Annotated in this window: 15 protein-coding genes and 1 pseudogene; 11 read left to right on the top strand and 5 right to left on the bottom strand. The window is 41.9% G+C overall.

The features are described 5' to 3' along the window. The 6 genes and pseudogenes from ACKTT2_RS42840 to ACKTT2_RS42815 all read left to right on the top strand — a co-directional run. Positions 1-815: methyltransferase domain-containing protein (locus ACKTT2_RS42840; RefSeq protein WP_407898074.1), on the top strand; the 815-nt coding region annotated here is incomplete at its 5' end. A gap of 189 nt (positions 816-1,004) precedes the next feature. Next, a pseudogene (gene cobW, locus ACKTT2_RS42835) lies at positions 1,005-1,946 on the top strand (cobalamin biosynthesis protein CobW). A 117-nt stretch (positions 1,947-2,063) separates the two neighbouring features. Then, positions 2,064-3,908, top strand: coding sequence for a tetratricopeptide repeat protein (locus tag ACKTT2_RS42830; protein WP_407898072.1), 1,845 nt, complete (start codon positions 2,064-2,066; stop codon positions 3,906-3,908). A 273-nt stretch (positions 3,909-4,181) separates the two neighbouring features. After that, the gene (locus ACKTT2_RS42825; protein ID WP_407898070.1) at positions 4,182-5,186 is read left to right on the top strand and encodes a multicopper oxidase domain-containing protein; all 1,005 of its coding nucleotides are present in this window, start codon (positions 4,182-4,184) and stop codon (positions 5,184-5,186) included. 291 nt (positions 5,187-5,477) lie between these two features. Continuing rightward, positions 5,478-6,521, top strand: a complete 1,044-nt coding sequence (locus ACKTT2_RS42820) for a ComEA family DNA-binding protein (protein ID WP_407898068.1) — start codon at positions 5,478-5,480, stop codon at positions 6,519-6,521. 220 nt (positions 6,522-6,741) lie between these two features. Next, the gene (locus tag ACKTT2_RS42815) at positions 6,742-7,692 is read left to right on the top strand and encodes an FTR1 family iron permease (RefSeq protein WP_407898066.1); all 951 of its coding nucleotides are present in this window, start codon (positions 6,742-6,744) and stop codon (positions 7,690-7,692) included. Between the two features lie 120 nt (positions 7,693-7,812). Here the strand turns inward: ACKTT2_RS42815 and ACKTT2_RS42810 are convergent, their stop codons facing one another. Together ACKTT2_RS42810 and ACKTT2_RS42805 are read right to left on the bottom strand one after the other, a co-directional pair. Continuing rightward, on the bottom strand, positions 7,813-9,057 hold the full coding sequence (locus ACKTT2_RS42810) for a hypothetical protein (RefSeq protein ID WP_407898064.1): 1,245 nt from the start codon (positions 9,055-9,057) through the stop codon (positions 7,813-7,815). A gap of 223 nt (positions 9,058-9,280) precedes the next feature. Next, positions 9,281-10,162: a GNAT family N-acetyltransferase gene (locus ACKTT2_RS42805; protein ID WP_407898062.1), complete on the bottom strand. Its 882-nt coding sequence runs from the start codon at positions 10,160-10,162 to the stop codon at positions 9,281-9,283. 198 nt (positions 10,163-10,360) lie between these two features. On the opposite strand from ACKTT2_RS42805, the gene ACKTT2_RS42800 reads away from it, so the two are divergent. Beyond that, on the top strand, positions 10,361-10,726 hold the full coding sequence (locus ACKTT2_RS42800) for a Lin0512 family protein (RefSeq protein WP_407898060.1): 366 nt from the start codon (positions 10,361-10,363) through the stop codon (positions 10,724-10,726). Between the two features lie 34 nt (positions 10,727-10,760). Here the strand turns inward: ACKTT2_RS42800 and ACKTT2_RS42795 are convergent, their stop codons facing one another. Next, positions 10,761-11,246, bottom strand: coding sequence for a phosphate-starvation-inducible PsiE family protein (locus tag ACKTT2_RS42795; protein ID WP_407898058.1), 486 nt, complete (start codon positions 11,244-11,246; stop codon positions 10,761-10,763). A gap of 315 nt (positions 11,247-11,561) precedes the next feature. On the opposite strand from ACKTT2_RS42795, the gene ACKTT2_RS42790 reads away from it, so the two are divergent. Further along, positions 11,562-12,227, top strand: coding sequence for an SDR family oxidoreductase (locus ACKTT2_RS42790; RefSeq protein ID WP_407898056.1), 666 nt, complete (start codon positions 11,562-11,564; stop codon positions 12,225-12,227). 5 nt (positions 12,228-12,232) lie between these two features. Here the strand turns inward: ACKTT2_RS42790 and ACKTT2_RS42785 are convergent, their stop codons facing one another. After that, a complete protein-coding gene (locus ACKTT2_RS42785; protein ID WP_407898053.1) occupies positions 12,233-12,622 on the bottom strand; it encodes a hypothetical protein in 390 nt (129 codons plus the stop codon). Between the two features lie 420 nt (positions 12,623-13,042). Further along, entirely contained in the window at positions 13,043-13,261 is a 219-nt protein-coding gene (locus tag ACKTT2_RS42780) for a hypothetical protein (protein ID WP_407898051.1), read from the bottom strand. Positions 13,262-13,801: 540 nt separating this feature from the next. Here ACKTT2_RS42780 and ACKTT2_RS42775 point away from each other — a divergent pair. The 3 genes from ACKTT2_RS42775 to ACKTT2_RS42765 all read left to right on the top strand — a co-directional run bounded on the left by ACKTT2_RS42775 (position 13,802) and on the right by ACKTT2_RS42765 (position 15,473). After that, positions 13,802-14,545: an HMA2 domain-containing protein gene (locus ACKTT2_RS42775; protein ID WP_407898049.1), complete on the top strand. Its 744-nt coding sequence runs from the start codon at positions 13,802-13,804 to the stop codon at positions 14,543-14,545. 247 nt (positions 14,546-14,792) lie between these two features. After that, a complete protein-coding gene (locus tag ACKTT2_RS42770; protein WP_407898047.1) occupies positions 14,793-15,191 on the top strand; it encodes a RidA family protein in 399 nt (132 codons plus the stop codon). A 60-nt stretch (positions 15,192-15,251) separates the two neighbouring features. Next, the gene (locus tag ACKTT2_RS42765) at positions 15,252-15,473 is read left to right on the top strand and encodes a hypothetical protein (RefSeq protein ID WP_407898045.1); all 222 of its coding nucleotides are present in this window, start codon (positions 15,252-15,254) and stop codon (positions 15,471-15,473) included. Positions 15,474-15,478: the final 5 nt, after the last annotated feature.

Below are 15,478 nucleotides of genomic sequence, written 5' to 3'. Positions count from 1 at the left end.
GTTCGCCGCCACAACGGAAGGATTTTCTGGCTGCTAAATCTGACTTCGTACACGAAATGGTTAAATGGGGTGGTTTAGATAAATTACCTCCCGGTACTACCGTCTTAGATGTTGGCTGTGGTATTGGGGGTAGCAGCCGAATTTTGGCGCGAGATTATGGGTTTGCTGTAACAGGGATTACCATCAGCCCTATTCAAGTGAAGCGTGCTGTGGAGTTAACACCTGAAGGGCTAAACGTCCAGTTTGCAGTTGATGATGCGATGGCATTGTCGTTTCCAGATGCCAGTTTTGATGTGGTCTGGTCGATTGAAGCGGGTCCCCATATGCCTGATAAAGCCGTTTTTGCTCTTGAGTTAATGCGGGTGCTAAAGCCCGGTGGAGTCTTGGTTGTAGCTGACTGGAATCAGAGGGACGATCGCCAAAAACCGCTAAATTTCTGGGAAAAACCAGTCATGCGGCAACTCCTCGAGCAGTGGTCTCATCCAGCTTTTTCCAGCATCGAGGGTTTTGCCGAGCTTTTGGCAGCAACGGGATTAGTCGAGGGGGAGGTAATTACGGCAGATTGGACGAAAGAAACGCTTCCTTCTTGGTTAGATTCGATCTGGCAAGGGGTGGTTCGACCGAGCGGATTTCTGCGTTTTGGACTGTCTGGTTTCGTTAAGTCTGTGCGCGAGGTACCGACGTTGTTGCTGATGCGTTTGGCGTTTGGTGCTGGGTTGTGCCGATTTGGAATGTTCCGCGCTGTGCGGGCAAATTCACGCACGGAATTGATGGACAGAAATGCCAACCAAACTCCCTTACGCTTGGTTGGGTAACGATCAGTCATTAGACATCTCCGAAAAAGAAGATAAAAGCGTTGTGCAGTCAGGATCGATATCTCATTTCTGGAGATGTCTGTTGGACACAATTAATTTCAATAATGTTTTTGCTTTGCCTCATGCCCAATGCCCATTAAACTTCTTGACTATACATTGCAAAATTAATCAACAAGCAACATATTTTCTATGCATAAAATTCCCGTTACAGTGATTACAGGGTTTCTTGGCGCAGGCAAAACAACACTAATTCGCCATTTTAACAGTAACATTGTTGAACTCACCAACGGTTGCTTGTGCTGTACAGTATAGGAGGAATTCTTGCCAGCGATGCAGGAATTGCTGAAGCGACGCGATCGCCTTGACTGTATGTTAATTGAAACCTCCGGACTAGCACTCCCAAAACCATTGGTGCAAGCATTTCGCTGGCCGGAGATTCGCACGGGTGCTACAGTGGATGGCGTTATCACTGTGGTGGATTGTGAAGCTCTGGCAACCGATCGGTATGTAGGTGATTTAGAAGCCCTCTTGGCACAGCGACAAGCAGACTCCAGTATAGAACACGAAACACCCATTGAGGAACTGTTTGAAGATCGGCTCGCTTGTGCTGACTTAGTATTGCTGACTAAAGGCGATCGCGTTGACGAACCAACGCAAGTTAGGGTGCAGCAATGGCTCAAGCATAACTTATCCCCTGGTGTAAAAATTATTCCTTGCTGGGATGGTAAAATCAGTAGCGATTTGTTACTCGGTTTCAACGCTGCGGTGGAAGACAACTTAGATAGTCGTCCCAGTCACCACGACATGGAAATCGAACACGAACATGATGACGAGATTAATGCGGTGCAACTACTGCTAGACCAAACATTTGAGCCGTCTGTTTTAGTCAAACGCTTGCAAACATTGGTACAACAGCAAGAAATTTATCGAATTAAGGGATTTGTTGCAGTTCCGAACAAAGCTATGCGTCTGGTATTACAGGGGGTTGGTAATCGGTTCGACTACTTTTATGACCGTCCTTGGCAACCCAACGAACCCCGTCAAACGCGATTGGTGTTGATTGGTCGGGAGCTTGACCGGGGTTCTATTGAGTCACTAGTATTGGGGGAGGAAGTGAATGCGACGCCGTGACAAATAATAAGGTTTGCAACACCACAATGCAACACCCTGTATTTATGCAATGCCAAAGAGTGATATAAAATTAAAGGGAAATATTATCTCTGCTTTAAATGAGCAAGGAGTATTTCTGTGCATTATTTTTTCAGCACTTGGCTGCAAAACAGACTTTATCGCCAGAGCTTGCTAAGTGCAAGTGTGTTAGTTTTTCTAACTTCGATCTCACCATTCTTTGTAACAAATTTAGAAATATTATGTGCATCGGCACAGACACATACAGTCCAAAAGCCCACAGACGAAGCTTTGCGTCTGTACCAAGTAGGCAAACAGCAGTATAATCAAGGTCAATTAAAGGAAGCATTAGAGACATTTCAACGGGTTTTAGTTATTTATCGAGAAATTGGCGATCGCTCCCAGGAAGCAAAGACCTTGAATAACATTGGGGAAATTTATAACGATATTGGTCAATACCCCAAAGCCTTAGAATTATACCAGCAAGCCTTAGCTATTACCAAACAAATCGGGGACAAAGAGGAGGAAGGTGTAACACTTAGAGGCATTGGGTTCGTTTACAACAACATCAATCAGTACCCCAAAGCTTTAGAGTTCTACCAACAAGCAAATGGCATTGCCAAACAAATCGGCGACAAAAAGGGGGAAGGTGCAACACTTAGAGGCATTGGGTTCGTTTACAACAACATCAATCAGTACCCCAAAGCTTTAGAGTTTTACCAACAAGCAAATGGCATTGCCAAACAAATCGGCGACAAAAAAGAGGAAATTCAAACCCTTAATGGTATTGGAGAAGTTTACTCTCAGCAGAGTCAATATGCCAAAGCTTTAGAGTTCTACCAACAAGCAAATGGCATTGCCAAACAAATCGGCGACAAAAAAGAGGAAATTCAAACCCTCAATGGTATTGGAGAGTTTTACTCCAGTCAGAGTCAGTATGCTAAAGCTTTAGAGTTTTACCAGCAAGCAAATAGCATTGCCAAACAAATCGGCGACAAAAAAGGGGAAGGTCAAGCCCTCAATGGTCTTGGAGCAGTTTATAACAACCTCAGTCAGTATGCCATAGCCTTAGAGTTTTTCGAGCAAGCAAATGATATTGCTAAACAAATCGGCGACAAGAATGGAGTTGGTGCAGCCCTCAACAGTATTGGGGAAGTTTACACTATCCAGCGTCAGTACAAAAAAGCCTTAGAGGTCTACCAGCAAGCCTTAGCCATTTACCAACAAATCGGTAGCAAAGCGGGGGAAAGTTCGACTCTCAACAGTATTGCGGCTGTTTACCTCATTCAAGGTCAGTACCCTAAAGCCTCAGAGTTATACCAGCAAGCCTTAGCCATTTACCAACAAATTGGCACTAGAGCAGGAGTTGGTACAACTCTTGCGAAGATGGGGGGATTTTACAACAGCCAGCGTCAGTACAAAAAAGCCTTAGAGTTATACCAGCAAGCGTTAACTATTTACCAACAAATCGGCAGCAAAGCGGAGGAAGCCTATACTCTCAACGGTATCGGGTCAGTTTATTATGGACAGAAGCAGTACCCTAAAGCCTTGGAGGTTATTGAGCAAGCCTTAGCAATTAATAAACAAATTGGCAGCAAAGCAGGGGAAGGTAGAACCCTCAATAATATGGGGGCATTTTACTACAGCCAGCGTCAGTATTCCAAAGCTTTAGAGTTCTTCGGGCAAGCCTTAGCAATTAACAAACAAATCGGTAACAAATCAGGAGAAGGTACAACCCTTAACAGCATTGGGTCAGTTTACTATGAACAGCGTCAGTACAATAAAGCCTTAGAGTTCTTTGGGGAAGCTTTAGTGATTCATCAACAAACTGGCTCCGTTCGAAGTGAATGCATAGCCCTGAAAAACATTGGGACAATTTACACTAACTTTAATCAAAATCCAAGATCTCTAAAGATATATCGGCAAGCTTTAGGAACTTGCAAACAAATTGGCATTCAGCTTTGATCTGATACTAATTCTTCACTTTGCTGTGGAATAATTTGGTATTTCGTAGGTGAACTCACGCAAAGGGGAGCCACTGCGTTGCTCAAGTGTCCACCAGTTGTAGTAAGTGGTGTGAGGGTGGGCGTTAACGCGGGCAGCGCTTCACGACCTTAATTTAGCATCCATCTACTGTTATTTATTGCATAAGTATAATATTATAATAAATTATGTTTAGTTGAAAATTATTTGCAATTTTTCTAGATTTGATTCTTGCTGCTAACCGTCGTTAACGCTATGCCCAATAACTTTGTCTTAGAGAAAGAAAAACTTTGGAGTCGTCGCCGATTGCTACAGATGGGATTGGCTGGTGCTGGTTTAACTGGTGCAGGGTTGCTATGGCACAGCTTGAATGTACAAGGCAAGTCCAAGGTCAAAGTACCACCTTTGGAGATAAAAGCAACTGCTCAAGAGGCTGCTAACCCCATGAAGATGGTACGGGAATTTGATTACGGCACTGTCAAGCAAGAAAATGGACGCACCATACGAGAATTTCGATTAACTGCACATACTTCTGTTATTGGACTCAGTAATGCTGTCTCTTTCAACATCTGGGATCTCAATGGTCGCATACCGGGACCGACTCTTAGAGCAAAGCAAGGCGATCGCATCCGGGTTTTATTCTACAATCAAGCAGGGCATTCTCATTCTTTGCATTTTCACGGGGTTCACCCTGCGGATATGGATGGTGTTCGTCCGGTTCGTCATGGTTCAGCAACTATCTATGAATTCGATGCAGAACCCTATGGCGTCCACCTTTATCATTGTCATATTGAACCAGTTACCCGTCACATTGCCAAAGGGTTGTACGGGATGTTTATTATCGATCCACCTACAGAGCGCCCTCGAGCTGATGAGATTGTACTAGTTATGGCTGGGTATGACGTGAATGATGACAATCGTAACGAGTATTACGCCTTCAACGGTTTGCCTCATTATTTCATGGATTCTCCTATCCGAATATATCAAAATCAGTTAATTCGGCTTTATGTTCTCAACATCATTGAATTCGATCCCGCAGTAACTTTCCACCTCCATGCTAACTTCTTTGATGTCTATCGATTTGGAATGAGCCTGACTCCCAGTGAGAAAACAGATGTGATTACGATGGGGATCGCTGAAAGGCATATCCTGGAATTTTCCTTTCGCTATCCCGGTAACTATATGTTTCACCCCCATCAAGACTGGATTGCAGAAAATGGCTGTATGGGATCGTTTGAAGTCATTGGGAAGAATGCGTAGGGGATTGGGGAACTCGCTCTTCCCCTCCTTGTTGAGGGGCAATGGGGACTGGGGACTAGGTACTAGGAAATTAACTCCCAATCGCCAATCCCCAGTCCCTAATCCCCCTAATTGCTTCAATTGTCAACAAAAATAGTATTACTTTTACATAAAAATTAAAAATCGCTGAACTAGTTGATAAAAGGTTTCATTTATGGGAAATTACATAAATGAGTTTGCAAAGCACTGTTAAGATCCCTGACTTCTCTAAGAAGTCGGCGATCTGACCAAGCCAATCTCTTAGGAGCCAAAATGAAAAAATATAAATACGTGTGTTTAGCTGTTGCAGCAGCATTCATAGTCACATTAAGTTCCTGTAACGGAACGCAAACACAAACCACAGAAAATTCTTCACCAGCACCAGCAACTAACACGAGTTCCCAAAAGACAGAAGCAGTTAGTCATGGCGGACATGGTGGCAAAAAGCAAATCAACATCAACAATGCTATTCTCTCAGAATTGGATAAGTTTGAGGCAGAGCTAGGTGTTCCCGCGCTATCACATAAAATTCAAGCAAGTCGCCCCTACGCCAGCCCTGAAGACTTAGTCACTAAAAAAGTTATCAGTCAAGAGCAATTTGACAAAATTAAAGACCAGGTGACTGTTCAGGAAATAGTACTGACTGGTGAGGCAAAAGATGTTGATTACATGACAAAGCTGGGGTTGATGAAAGGGCATCTTTTAGTAGCAAAAGAATTACTCGATAAAAATGAACCCAAACAAGCAGAACCTCATATTGGACATCCAGTGGAAGAGATTTATGTGGATGTAGAAGACCAATTAAACGAGCGCAAAGTCAAGGAATTTAAAACCAGTTTGGTCAGCCTGCAAGACTTTGTGAAAGCTAAACCAAAAGATGCCAAAGTCAAAACTGATTTTGCCTCTTCCATGCAGTCTATTGATACTGCGATCGCGGCTTTACCAGCAGAACAACGCAAGCAACCCCGTTTCGTTCTACAAGTCATTAACGGATTATTAGATGCATCCAATTCAGAATATGGTGCAGCAGTCGCAGATGGAAAAATCTCTGCAGCCATTGAGTATCAGGACTCTCGTGGCTTTGTTAACTACGCCAACGAACTGTACAAAGGGATTTCTAGCCAAATGGCAAAAGAGCATCCACAAGAACACAAAGCAATTGAAACAAATATGGCTGAACTAGTCACAGTTTGGCCCTCTGCCATTCCACCCACTAAACTTGTGAAATCGCCTGATGATGTCACCAAGCTAGTAAAAACCATTGAGCAAAATTCCCAAAAAGTGATTGATAGTTCTAGTGCTCAAGCACAACGATAAGTCATATCGATTTTGGATTTTGGATTTTAGATTTTGGATTGAAAAGCTTTGCATTAATTAAAAGTCAATACTCTCAAGTCAAAAGAAACAGCCGAATAATTGTTTCATCCCCATTACCCCTCAACAAGGAGGGGACCCCACCCGCCCCTTATCCCCAGAGGGAACCCCTACCTTCCCCAATCCCTAATCCCCAATCCCCAATCCCCAATCTTTAATAAAAATGAACTTTAGTGCTGCTATACCTACTTTTGTTATTACACTCCGAGAAGGAGTAGAAGCTGCTCTTGTTGTCGGTATTGTGCTAGCTTTGCTCAAAAAAGCCAAACAATCCCGTCTTAACATTTGGGTATATGCTGGAGTTGGCGTTGGGATTGCCATTAGTGCGTTAATCGGTGTTCTGTTTACTTGGATTATCCAGGCTGTTAGCGCACTAAATCCGCAATACTCATCTGTAGTGGAGCCACTTCTAGAAGGTATTTTTAGCATCCTCGCAATCTTCATGCTCAGCTGGATGCTCCTTTGGATGACGCAACAAGCCAAATTCATGAAAGCTCAGGTTGAAGGAGCTGTCACAGGTGCTTTAAAACAAAACTCAAACGCTGGTTGGGGTGTTTTTACTCTGATATTTATTGCTGTTGTGCGGGAAGGTTTTGAAACTGTCCTGTTCATCGCTGCTAATTTTCAGCAAGGACTAGTACCTGCTATTGGTGCTCTTGCTGGTCTTTCAGTTGCAGTTGCAATAGGTGTACTTCTGTTTAAATGGGGCATCAAAATCAACATCCGGCAATTTTTTCAAGTCATGGGCATTTTATTAGTATTGATTGTTGCTGGACTAGTCGTGACAGCTTTGGGCAAATTCGACCAAGCTATTGCTACCCTTTCCCTCAGCAATCGTGCTTCAGAAAGCTTGTGCTTTTATTACGAACGGTTTACGAGAATCCACTCTTGTATTCTCGGTCCAATGGTTTGGAATACTTCCAATCTCCTGCCTGATGACCAATTTCCTGGAGTTATTTTCAATGCTTTATTTGGCTACACCCAGTATCTTTATTTTATACAAGCCCTTGGATATGCTGTATTTTTACTGGTTGTCGGAGGTTTGTATTTCCAAAGCCTTAGGGGAAAAGATAAGGTAAGCAGCAAAAACCAGCCAGTAGAGCAGAAGAAGTGACCAGTGACCAGTGACCAGTGACCAGTAACCTCAACGATATTTTAAGGATTTCACGCTTTGCAGATCCCCCCCTTAAAAAGGGGGGCTTTGCGTAAGTCCTAATTATTCATAATTCATAATTCATACTTCATAATTCCTAGAATTTTGAGCAGATCCACATTCTCTACAGTACGGCAAATGTTTGTAGGTAAAATTATGACAGTTTGAGCATTCAGTATACTGATGGAAACCGCAATGCGAACAGTGACTGTCACTATGACGAATTTTTTTAGCACACTTAATACAGCGTGATTTTTGAACTCTATTAGCTGCTTGAACTTTGGGATTAAAAATAACCTTTTGGAAAAATTTGATAAGTCCAAAACCAATAAGTGGAATCAGCAAGATATAAATATAACTAATAAGGAAAAGCAATCCACCAAAAATAGCGCTAATGACATCAAAAAGAAATTGGAATAGAGCACCGACTTGTAAAAATTCAAAGATTTTTAGAATTAGTGGAATAAAAAAGATAACTAACAAATGCCAGCTAATTAACGAGATAAGCCCATATCCTCTTGCTCCTGCGAATCTATGTACTGATAAAGCAACCAGAATCAGTGGTAGGAGAAAGATAGACTGAAAAGCAAATTGGATGCTTGGATACCAAAACGATGCCTGTTGATAACCTTTTTCAACCGGACTAAATTTTCCTTCATCTTGAAGAAAATTTATAAAATTGACACTTTCTGGTTTGGCAAGCAGTTGATTTTTTAAATTAGAAATTTCTCGGACTAATGTAGAAATACTGTTAGTATTTTGCTCTAAAGTCTGCTTAGCTTTTTCAGCACCAACTTGATTAATCGATTCAGAGCGAGGTTGACCTGCAAGTTTTTCTAAAAGCGTGGAGTCATACTGAGCGCGAATGTTACGATTAGCTTGTTCGAGTTTACTTATGTTTGCTTGTTTTTGGTCAATTATTGTTACAGTTTGTCTATTTTCAGAAGTATAAATCTTATCTTTATACCCAGCATAGTTCAAACAGAGTTCAGAAACTTTACCTAAATGTCCTTCTTGGATTTGCTGGTAATTTCGTTGAAATGGTGGAGCAGTGTTTGTGTCAGTTAATAATGACTTAATAATTTCATAGTTTTTATCTTTATCGGTTTGTGTTCGATAATTATCCCACTCGAAATAACACGGGTAAGCTTGCGAAGGACTGAGATACCATCTACTAATATCATCTAGCCCTGTAAAAACATTGATTAAGATAAAGATATCAATTAAAATAATGACAATCAAACTCACCTTATTTAAGGGTTCATTGTTGATTGTTCTCGATCTAGTAAAAAATTGTCTTAAAAGACGGCGAATTCTAGCAAACATATTAAGTAGGCGCTCGGAATTTAAGAGAACTAGTTAGGTTTGTCATTTCTCATTTGTCGTTTGTAAGAGGTTTTAGTAGTAAGGTGGGCATTGCCACTAAGAGTATCGTATGACCACTCTACTTTCTCAATCCACGCATCCAAAATCTAAAATCCAAAATGGTATGATTTATTTTACTAACTAATTGCTCATTGGTCACTGGTCACTGATTCCTGGTCACTGATTAACAGCGTGCTGAACGTGGTAACATAAAAGTCTCCTTTTCGGGCGCAAACTCTCCACGAATCATAAGATAGTCATCGCCATTGAGTCGGTGAGGAAATGCTTGAGCCTCAACATGAAGACGATCGGGACTAAAATAAATTTCCACTTCCTCAATGGGGTGGGGTATTCTGTCCAAAAGAGCTTGCAGAGAGCAAAGTTTCGTTCCTACTAAATCAAAAAGCTGGAGTTTACTACCTTCTATGTTCATGCACGCTAGGACATCTAAATCTTCTGCATAAAATAAAGGATTGTGACTTTCAATGACATAGAAGAGTGCTTTCGCCTTCACAACACCTAGAATGTGAGACACGGGTTCTCGTGTTTCTAATAGCCTATTCAATAAATTGATATCATGATTATTACCAGTGTCTAGCGATCGCAAGCCATGAGTGCCGCCTTTGGAGTTACACTTGACAACAAACATATCTTCCCTAACATAGCGAAAGCCAAAAGGTTCGTACAACTCAGGCTGAGAGGTGGTTAAAACTAAAGTTTTGTAACGGCGATCGCAATAATCCAAAACCTCTTCCATCACTTCCCGATAATAGCCCCGTCTCCGATATTCAGGATGGGTAGCTACTCCATGAATTCCTCCCACCGTCACGAGTTCCCCCATAAGATACATGGGGATTTCCAGAACACCAACATGGGTGACAGCAATATTATCTTCAAAGCGCATAAACGGAGTAGAAACAGATTCCCAAGATGCACCAAGCTTACAAGCGTGTTCGGCTGCTTCAGTAATTCCAAGTTCGGGAAAAACAATCTCTAGGAGGTTAAACAGGTGTTTGCTTAAGGTTAGATCGTTCTGGAAGGAACGTTGAAAGCAATACTTTTTCATAGCTGGTTAATGAAATTGGGATGTTTATATGAAATACTACATATGTGACATCATAAATTCCTGACAAACAAGATCCCCGACTTCTTGAAGAAGTCGGGGATTTGAGCCTTTCAATTCTTACAAATCAGGTAAAATTGCTGTGGTAGGCTGGTTGAGGAACAAAATCCAGCATTTTTCAAACTTGCAAGGTAGGTCAGAATGGCACGCAAACGCCTGATTATTGAAATGGGGATGGGTATTGACCAACACGGACAGGAACCAACTGTTGCTGCAGCAAGGGCTGTGAGAAATGCGATCGCACACAATGCCTTACCTGGAGTTTGGGAAGTTGCTGGATTGAGCGATCCAAATGAAATGATAGTTGAGGTACAGGTTGCTGTTCCTTATCCCGAACAAGTGCGAGAAGAAGAAGTCTTGGCTGTGCTACCCTTTGGGCAGAAAACACTGACAGTAGAACCAGGAGGAATGATTGTTCAAGGCAAAGCCATTCCCGTACTCAATGACAAAAATGATGAAATGTTAATTGCAGTTGCTGCAGTGACCGTTCTAATCAGTGAGCAGTGACCAGTGACCAGTGAGCAGTGACCAGTGACCAGTATTAATCGGGTAGTAATTGGGTGGAGTCTTCTGTTTCTTCAAGTTCCGGAACTTTGACGTGTTCGAGGAAGCGAGACATCCATGGTAAAGCAGCAAGTATTCCCCCTAGTACGATTAAAAATACAGAGATTCCAAAAATCTGGTCGCGAGGAATCTCTAGAACGCCACGTAAAATCACCTCTCGCAAAGCAGAAACAATGGTAATTTCTACAGCTGCACCTACAGATATTCTCCGTTCTTGAAGGTAATCAATTAACAGACGGAACAACTCTACTAGAATCAAAATAAACAAGATATCAGACGTGATTTCTCTTAAATCCAACGGATGTATGAGGGAGAAAAACATTGCTCCTAATCGTATAAGCATTACACAGAATAAACCAAGGCAGAGAGAGATAACAATAATGTCTTGAAAAAACTCTAGGTTACGTACAATCCTATCTCGCTGAAACCAATAATTTAACCCTGTCATGAGGCGTTTTGGCATGGCTATTCCAGACAGTCTAGATTTATTCCTTCATCATAGGCAATCTAAAAATTAAAATTTAAATTAAAAATTACAAATTGAATTGTAATTCCAACACGACCGCAAGACAAGAATATAGCGGTTTTCAATTAGGTGCAATACATAAAAAAGTTATGGAACCGCAGCCTGTAGCAGCCCGTAGCGGATAAATGTGTACCTCACTCACATACAAACCGCTATAGTGAAGCAGCGTCTGAGTACCTCTATGGTATATTTACTATGCACTGTAAAATTCAGTAAAATAACGCATCTCGATAAATTCACTTAAGGGAAACCATGAAACCGCTTTGCATTATTGTTGGATTTGGAGCCGGGGTAGGGATGGGTATTGCTGATGCATTCGGCAAAACTGGTTTTCAGCTAGGACTAATTGCTCGCAATCCTTCTAAATATACTGATGCACTCCAGTCATTGACCAATGCAGGTATTGAGGTGTCTATTGCAGCCGCCGATGCGAGCAATGAGTCATCGTTGACAGATGCGATCGCCGAGCTCCAACAAAAGCATGGTTCTGCAGAAGTCCTCATTTACAATGTGGTGTCGCCGACGTTTGGCAAACCGACCACATTAACCGCAACTCAACTTGCTCAAGATTTTAGTGTGAATGTTGTCGGGGCATTGGTGGCAGTGAAAGCCGTTTTACCAGCTATGCGATCTCGAAAGCAAGGAAGCCTGCTTTTTACAGGAGGTGGTTGGGCGCATTATCCGTGGGATGAAGCATCATCCATTAGTATTGGCAAGGCAGGATTGCGAAGCCTTGCCCTCACCCTTTCTCAGGAATTAGCTGACACAGGTATTCGGGTTGGTATGGTCAGTATTATGGGTCAAGTTGCTTCGGGTACTCCTTTCGATCCCAATAAAATTGGAGAAGCGTTTTTGGAACTATATCGTCAGCCGACAGATAAATTTCAGCCAGAAATCTTGTTCCAAGGCGCAAGCTAATAACCTTAAAACTTGGAGAGTGGTACGAGAATACCGGATTCAAGGGGAGGAACTTTATAGTAATTAGCTGCCTCAGCAGGTTTGGATTCTTCGTTTTCCGGCTGTTCTATTTTAGAACAGAGTTTGAGGTTAGCTGCTGGATCTTTAAGAAAATCTAGCGGATCGATATCCTGACATTTTTTTTCACGTACCAATCTGATAGAAGTAGAGGGTGGTTTGCGATTGTTAATTCGCGTATTACCTATCTGATTTTCTATAGAGGCTGGCTTGACCATCAGAAGAGAAGCTTGACCTAGTGTTGTATGGGTCGAAACATTTTCTTCATTAGCATAGGCTGGATAAGCTATGGCGATCGCACTCACAATCGCAAGTAAGGCTGGTAGCGAGCATTTCATAATTTAACGATGTCCCATAACGAAGCTTGCCTTGCATAGCAACAGCTTGTATGGCAAGCTTTCCGGTAATTTAGAAAGAAAGCGATAAAGCTTTCATCGTGCAAAAGATGAGCCAAGCCTAACATACTGATAGATCCATTGTCAGGATTTAAGCCAAAGATTTTACACAATTTTCAACAGGGGGTTGGTATATCCCTGGAATAACCCTGTTCTGTCACGCTTGCGCGAGAAAATAATTGAGGCGAATAGAATTCGCTACTATACAAACAAAGTCCCTCCGGGTTCACCAGTTCCTTACGAAAGGAAACCTTTCTGCAGGACTGGATTCACCGCCTACGCGGACTAATATAAAAACGGGGTTTCAAATTTTCTTTGACGAAAGTAATGAAAGAGGGATAATTTACTCCCTCGTACCAAATTTTACTGATAACTCTTGAATTTCTTTGTCCTCCAACTTACGGAACAGTGGTGCGATAAGCGCTCTTTCAGCTTGCGCTTCGCGATCGCATAAACTGCATGACCCAGAGGCAAAGCTTTAAAATTCACACTCTCGCTAATCTTAGTCATTCTGTCAGTTTCAGACAACTGTAATGCATCAAATAACTTTACCGAGGTAAAGGGGATAATTGGTGCAGACACCAGAGCATAGATTCTGATTAAATTAAGACAAGTCCGTACTGCTGCAGAAATATACCCTATGGGCGCATCAAACCAGACATAAGCAAAACTTCCAAGATCCCCCTAAATCCATGCCACTTGCTTTATGCCGGGAAACCCGTCCACCGCAGTGGCTCCCCTTAAAAAGGGGGACTTGTAAGAGTATTTTCCCCCTTTTTAAGGGGAGCCAGCGCTGCAGGAGGGTCTCCCGAACTCACAGCGACTGGCGTGGGCTAGGGGGGATCGTGATACAACAATAGACTTTACAAACATTCTCTAAGTGCTTGATGCCGTTTATATAAGGCAGCGCACTAGTAATTAAGTACTTAACTTTCCTGTCATCGGTACTGTTGAGTGTGACCTCTATACAAGCTTTATGTACGTTTAGATCTTACTATTATAATACATACTATTTACAGAATTGCACATTGAATTAGGCTTCCTCTATCTCAGGAGCGATCTCCACTTATGCACTATGAATTATATTTAACTTATAACCGAGCTTCATTAACTTTATCATAAATGACAACTACTGTCAGGAGAAGGGACGATTTAAATACTCAGATAAAACCGTCTCCTGAATCAATTTCTGAGTGGGTACAAACTGAGTTGCTCAAAGCAAGTCGAGCAGAATTTGTTGCTGTTGAAAAATCAGTCAGTTTTTGGAAAAAACAAAACCCCGATTTTCTTGCTATTCTAACAAGTCTACTCGTTATTAGGATACTAAGACTCAACGGTTGGGCAATAATTCCAATCTGCTTAATAACGATCGCTACAACTCGTAAAGTCATTTCTCCTACACTTAGCTCCAGTCCAGTTCAGAAAAATTCATCGCTCCCTTATTCGGTAGCTTTCGATGTTGTTCATGCGATCGCAGGGCGCATCAGATTTAACGTTCCCTCGATTGCTAAAAATTCTCAATACGCGCATCAATTAGAAGAATTACTGAAAGCAGATAACCAAATAACAAGCTTTCGGATGAATCGCGATGCGGCATCCATAGTTGTTAATTACAACCCTAACACAATCTTAGATTCGCGAATGCGATCGCACTTAGTCAGTTTGCTTCAATCTGCAAGAGATGCAGTAGTGATGGCAAACTTCACAACACCGTCAACAATCCTGGCTTGTTCAATAGAAGTCAGACAAGCCACAGTTTCATCAGACAGTTGCTGTTTGTTAAAAAGTAAAACAGGAAAACCACTCAAGGGTGGTGCATTAGGAGCAAGAAGTCATAGACTTTACCGACTTGGTATATTAATTTAAGGGACTTCCAAATAAAAAATATCCCAAAATTTCTTGTGGTGCGGTTAAAACTGGAGCAAGAAAATACATTTTATGAAGAAGTGTATCCTTTCACCACAAAACATTACTAATTCGCAAATGTGTATCAGTTACGGGTCACTGATTACTGTTTTCAAGTACACTGTCTGTAGATTTTACTGCAAAATTCATCCCAAGAAAGGGAAACCTGCAAAATCTACACCTAAAATATTAGATAAATTCAACGACAATGACATCTCCCGATTCTATCGATTATCTGACTTCCACAGAGACAGAACCTCTCAATCTTCCGTTTCCTGAAGCCGTGCGTGTTGGTAATATGCTATATTTATCCGGGGTTATTGGTAACACTCCTGGCGTGAAAGAACTGGTTCCTGGAGGAGTCACAGCCGAAACAAAGCAGACTATGGAAAACATCAAACGGGTGCTTGAGAGACATGGGTCATCTCTCAACCAAGTCGTTAAAGTGACAGTGATACTTGCAGATATAAAAGAATGGAACGCGGTGAATGAGGTTTATGTTACCTACTTTTCTCAAGACCGACTTCCTGCAAGAACCGCTTTTGAGGCTAGTCGATTGATTCTAGATGCACGTGTAGAAATGGAGTGTATAGCAGTAGTTAAGTAATTTCAATAATTCCCCGATAGAGAAAAAAAACACTGAATAAGTAAGTAGCAAAGAGAAACCGTGAAGGACAGCACATCCACAGGGTTTATCTCTCAGCTTATTTATTACCGCCGTGAATTAACTCATGAAATTTTACCTGACCACCGCACTCACACTAGTACTAGTTGTGACACCTCTTTGCGCTTTCGCAAAATCGAGCGATTCATCCGGAGTAACATCTCGCGGACAGGGAAGACGCTCTCAACAACAACAGCAAAAACTAGCGATCGCAAAGTCTACTAGAGGCG

It is taken from the genome of Scytonema hankhaensis NUACC26 (assembly GCF_045865695.1).
GTDB lineage: Bacteria > Cyanobacteriota > Cyanobacteriia > Cyanobacteriales > Nostocaceae > Scytonema.
This window is presented reverse-complemented; position numbering and strand designations above follow the sequence as displayed.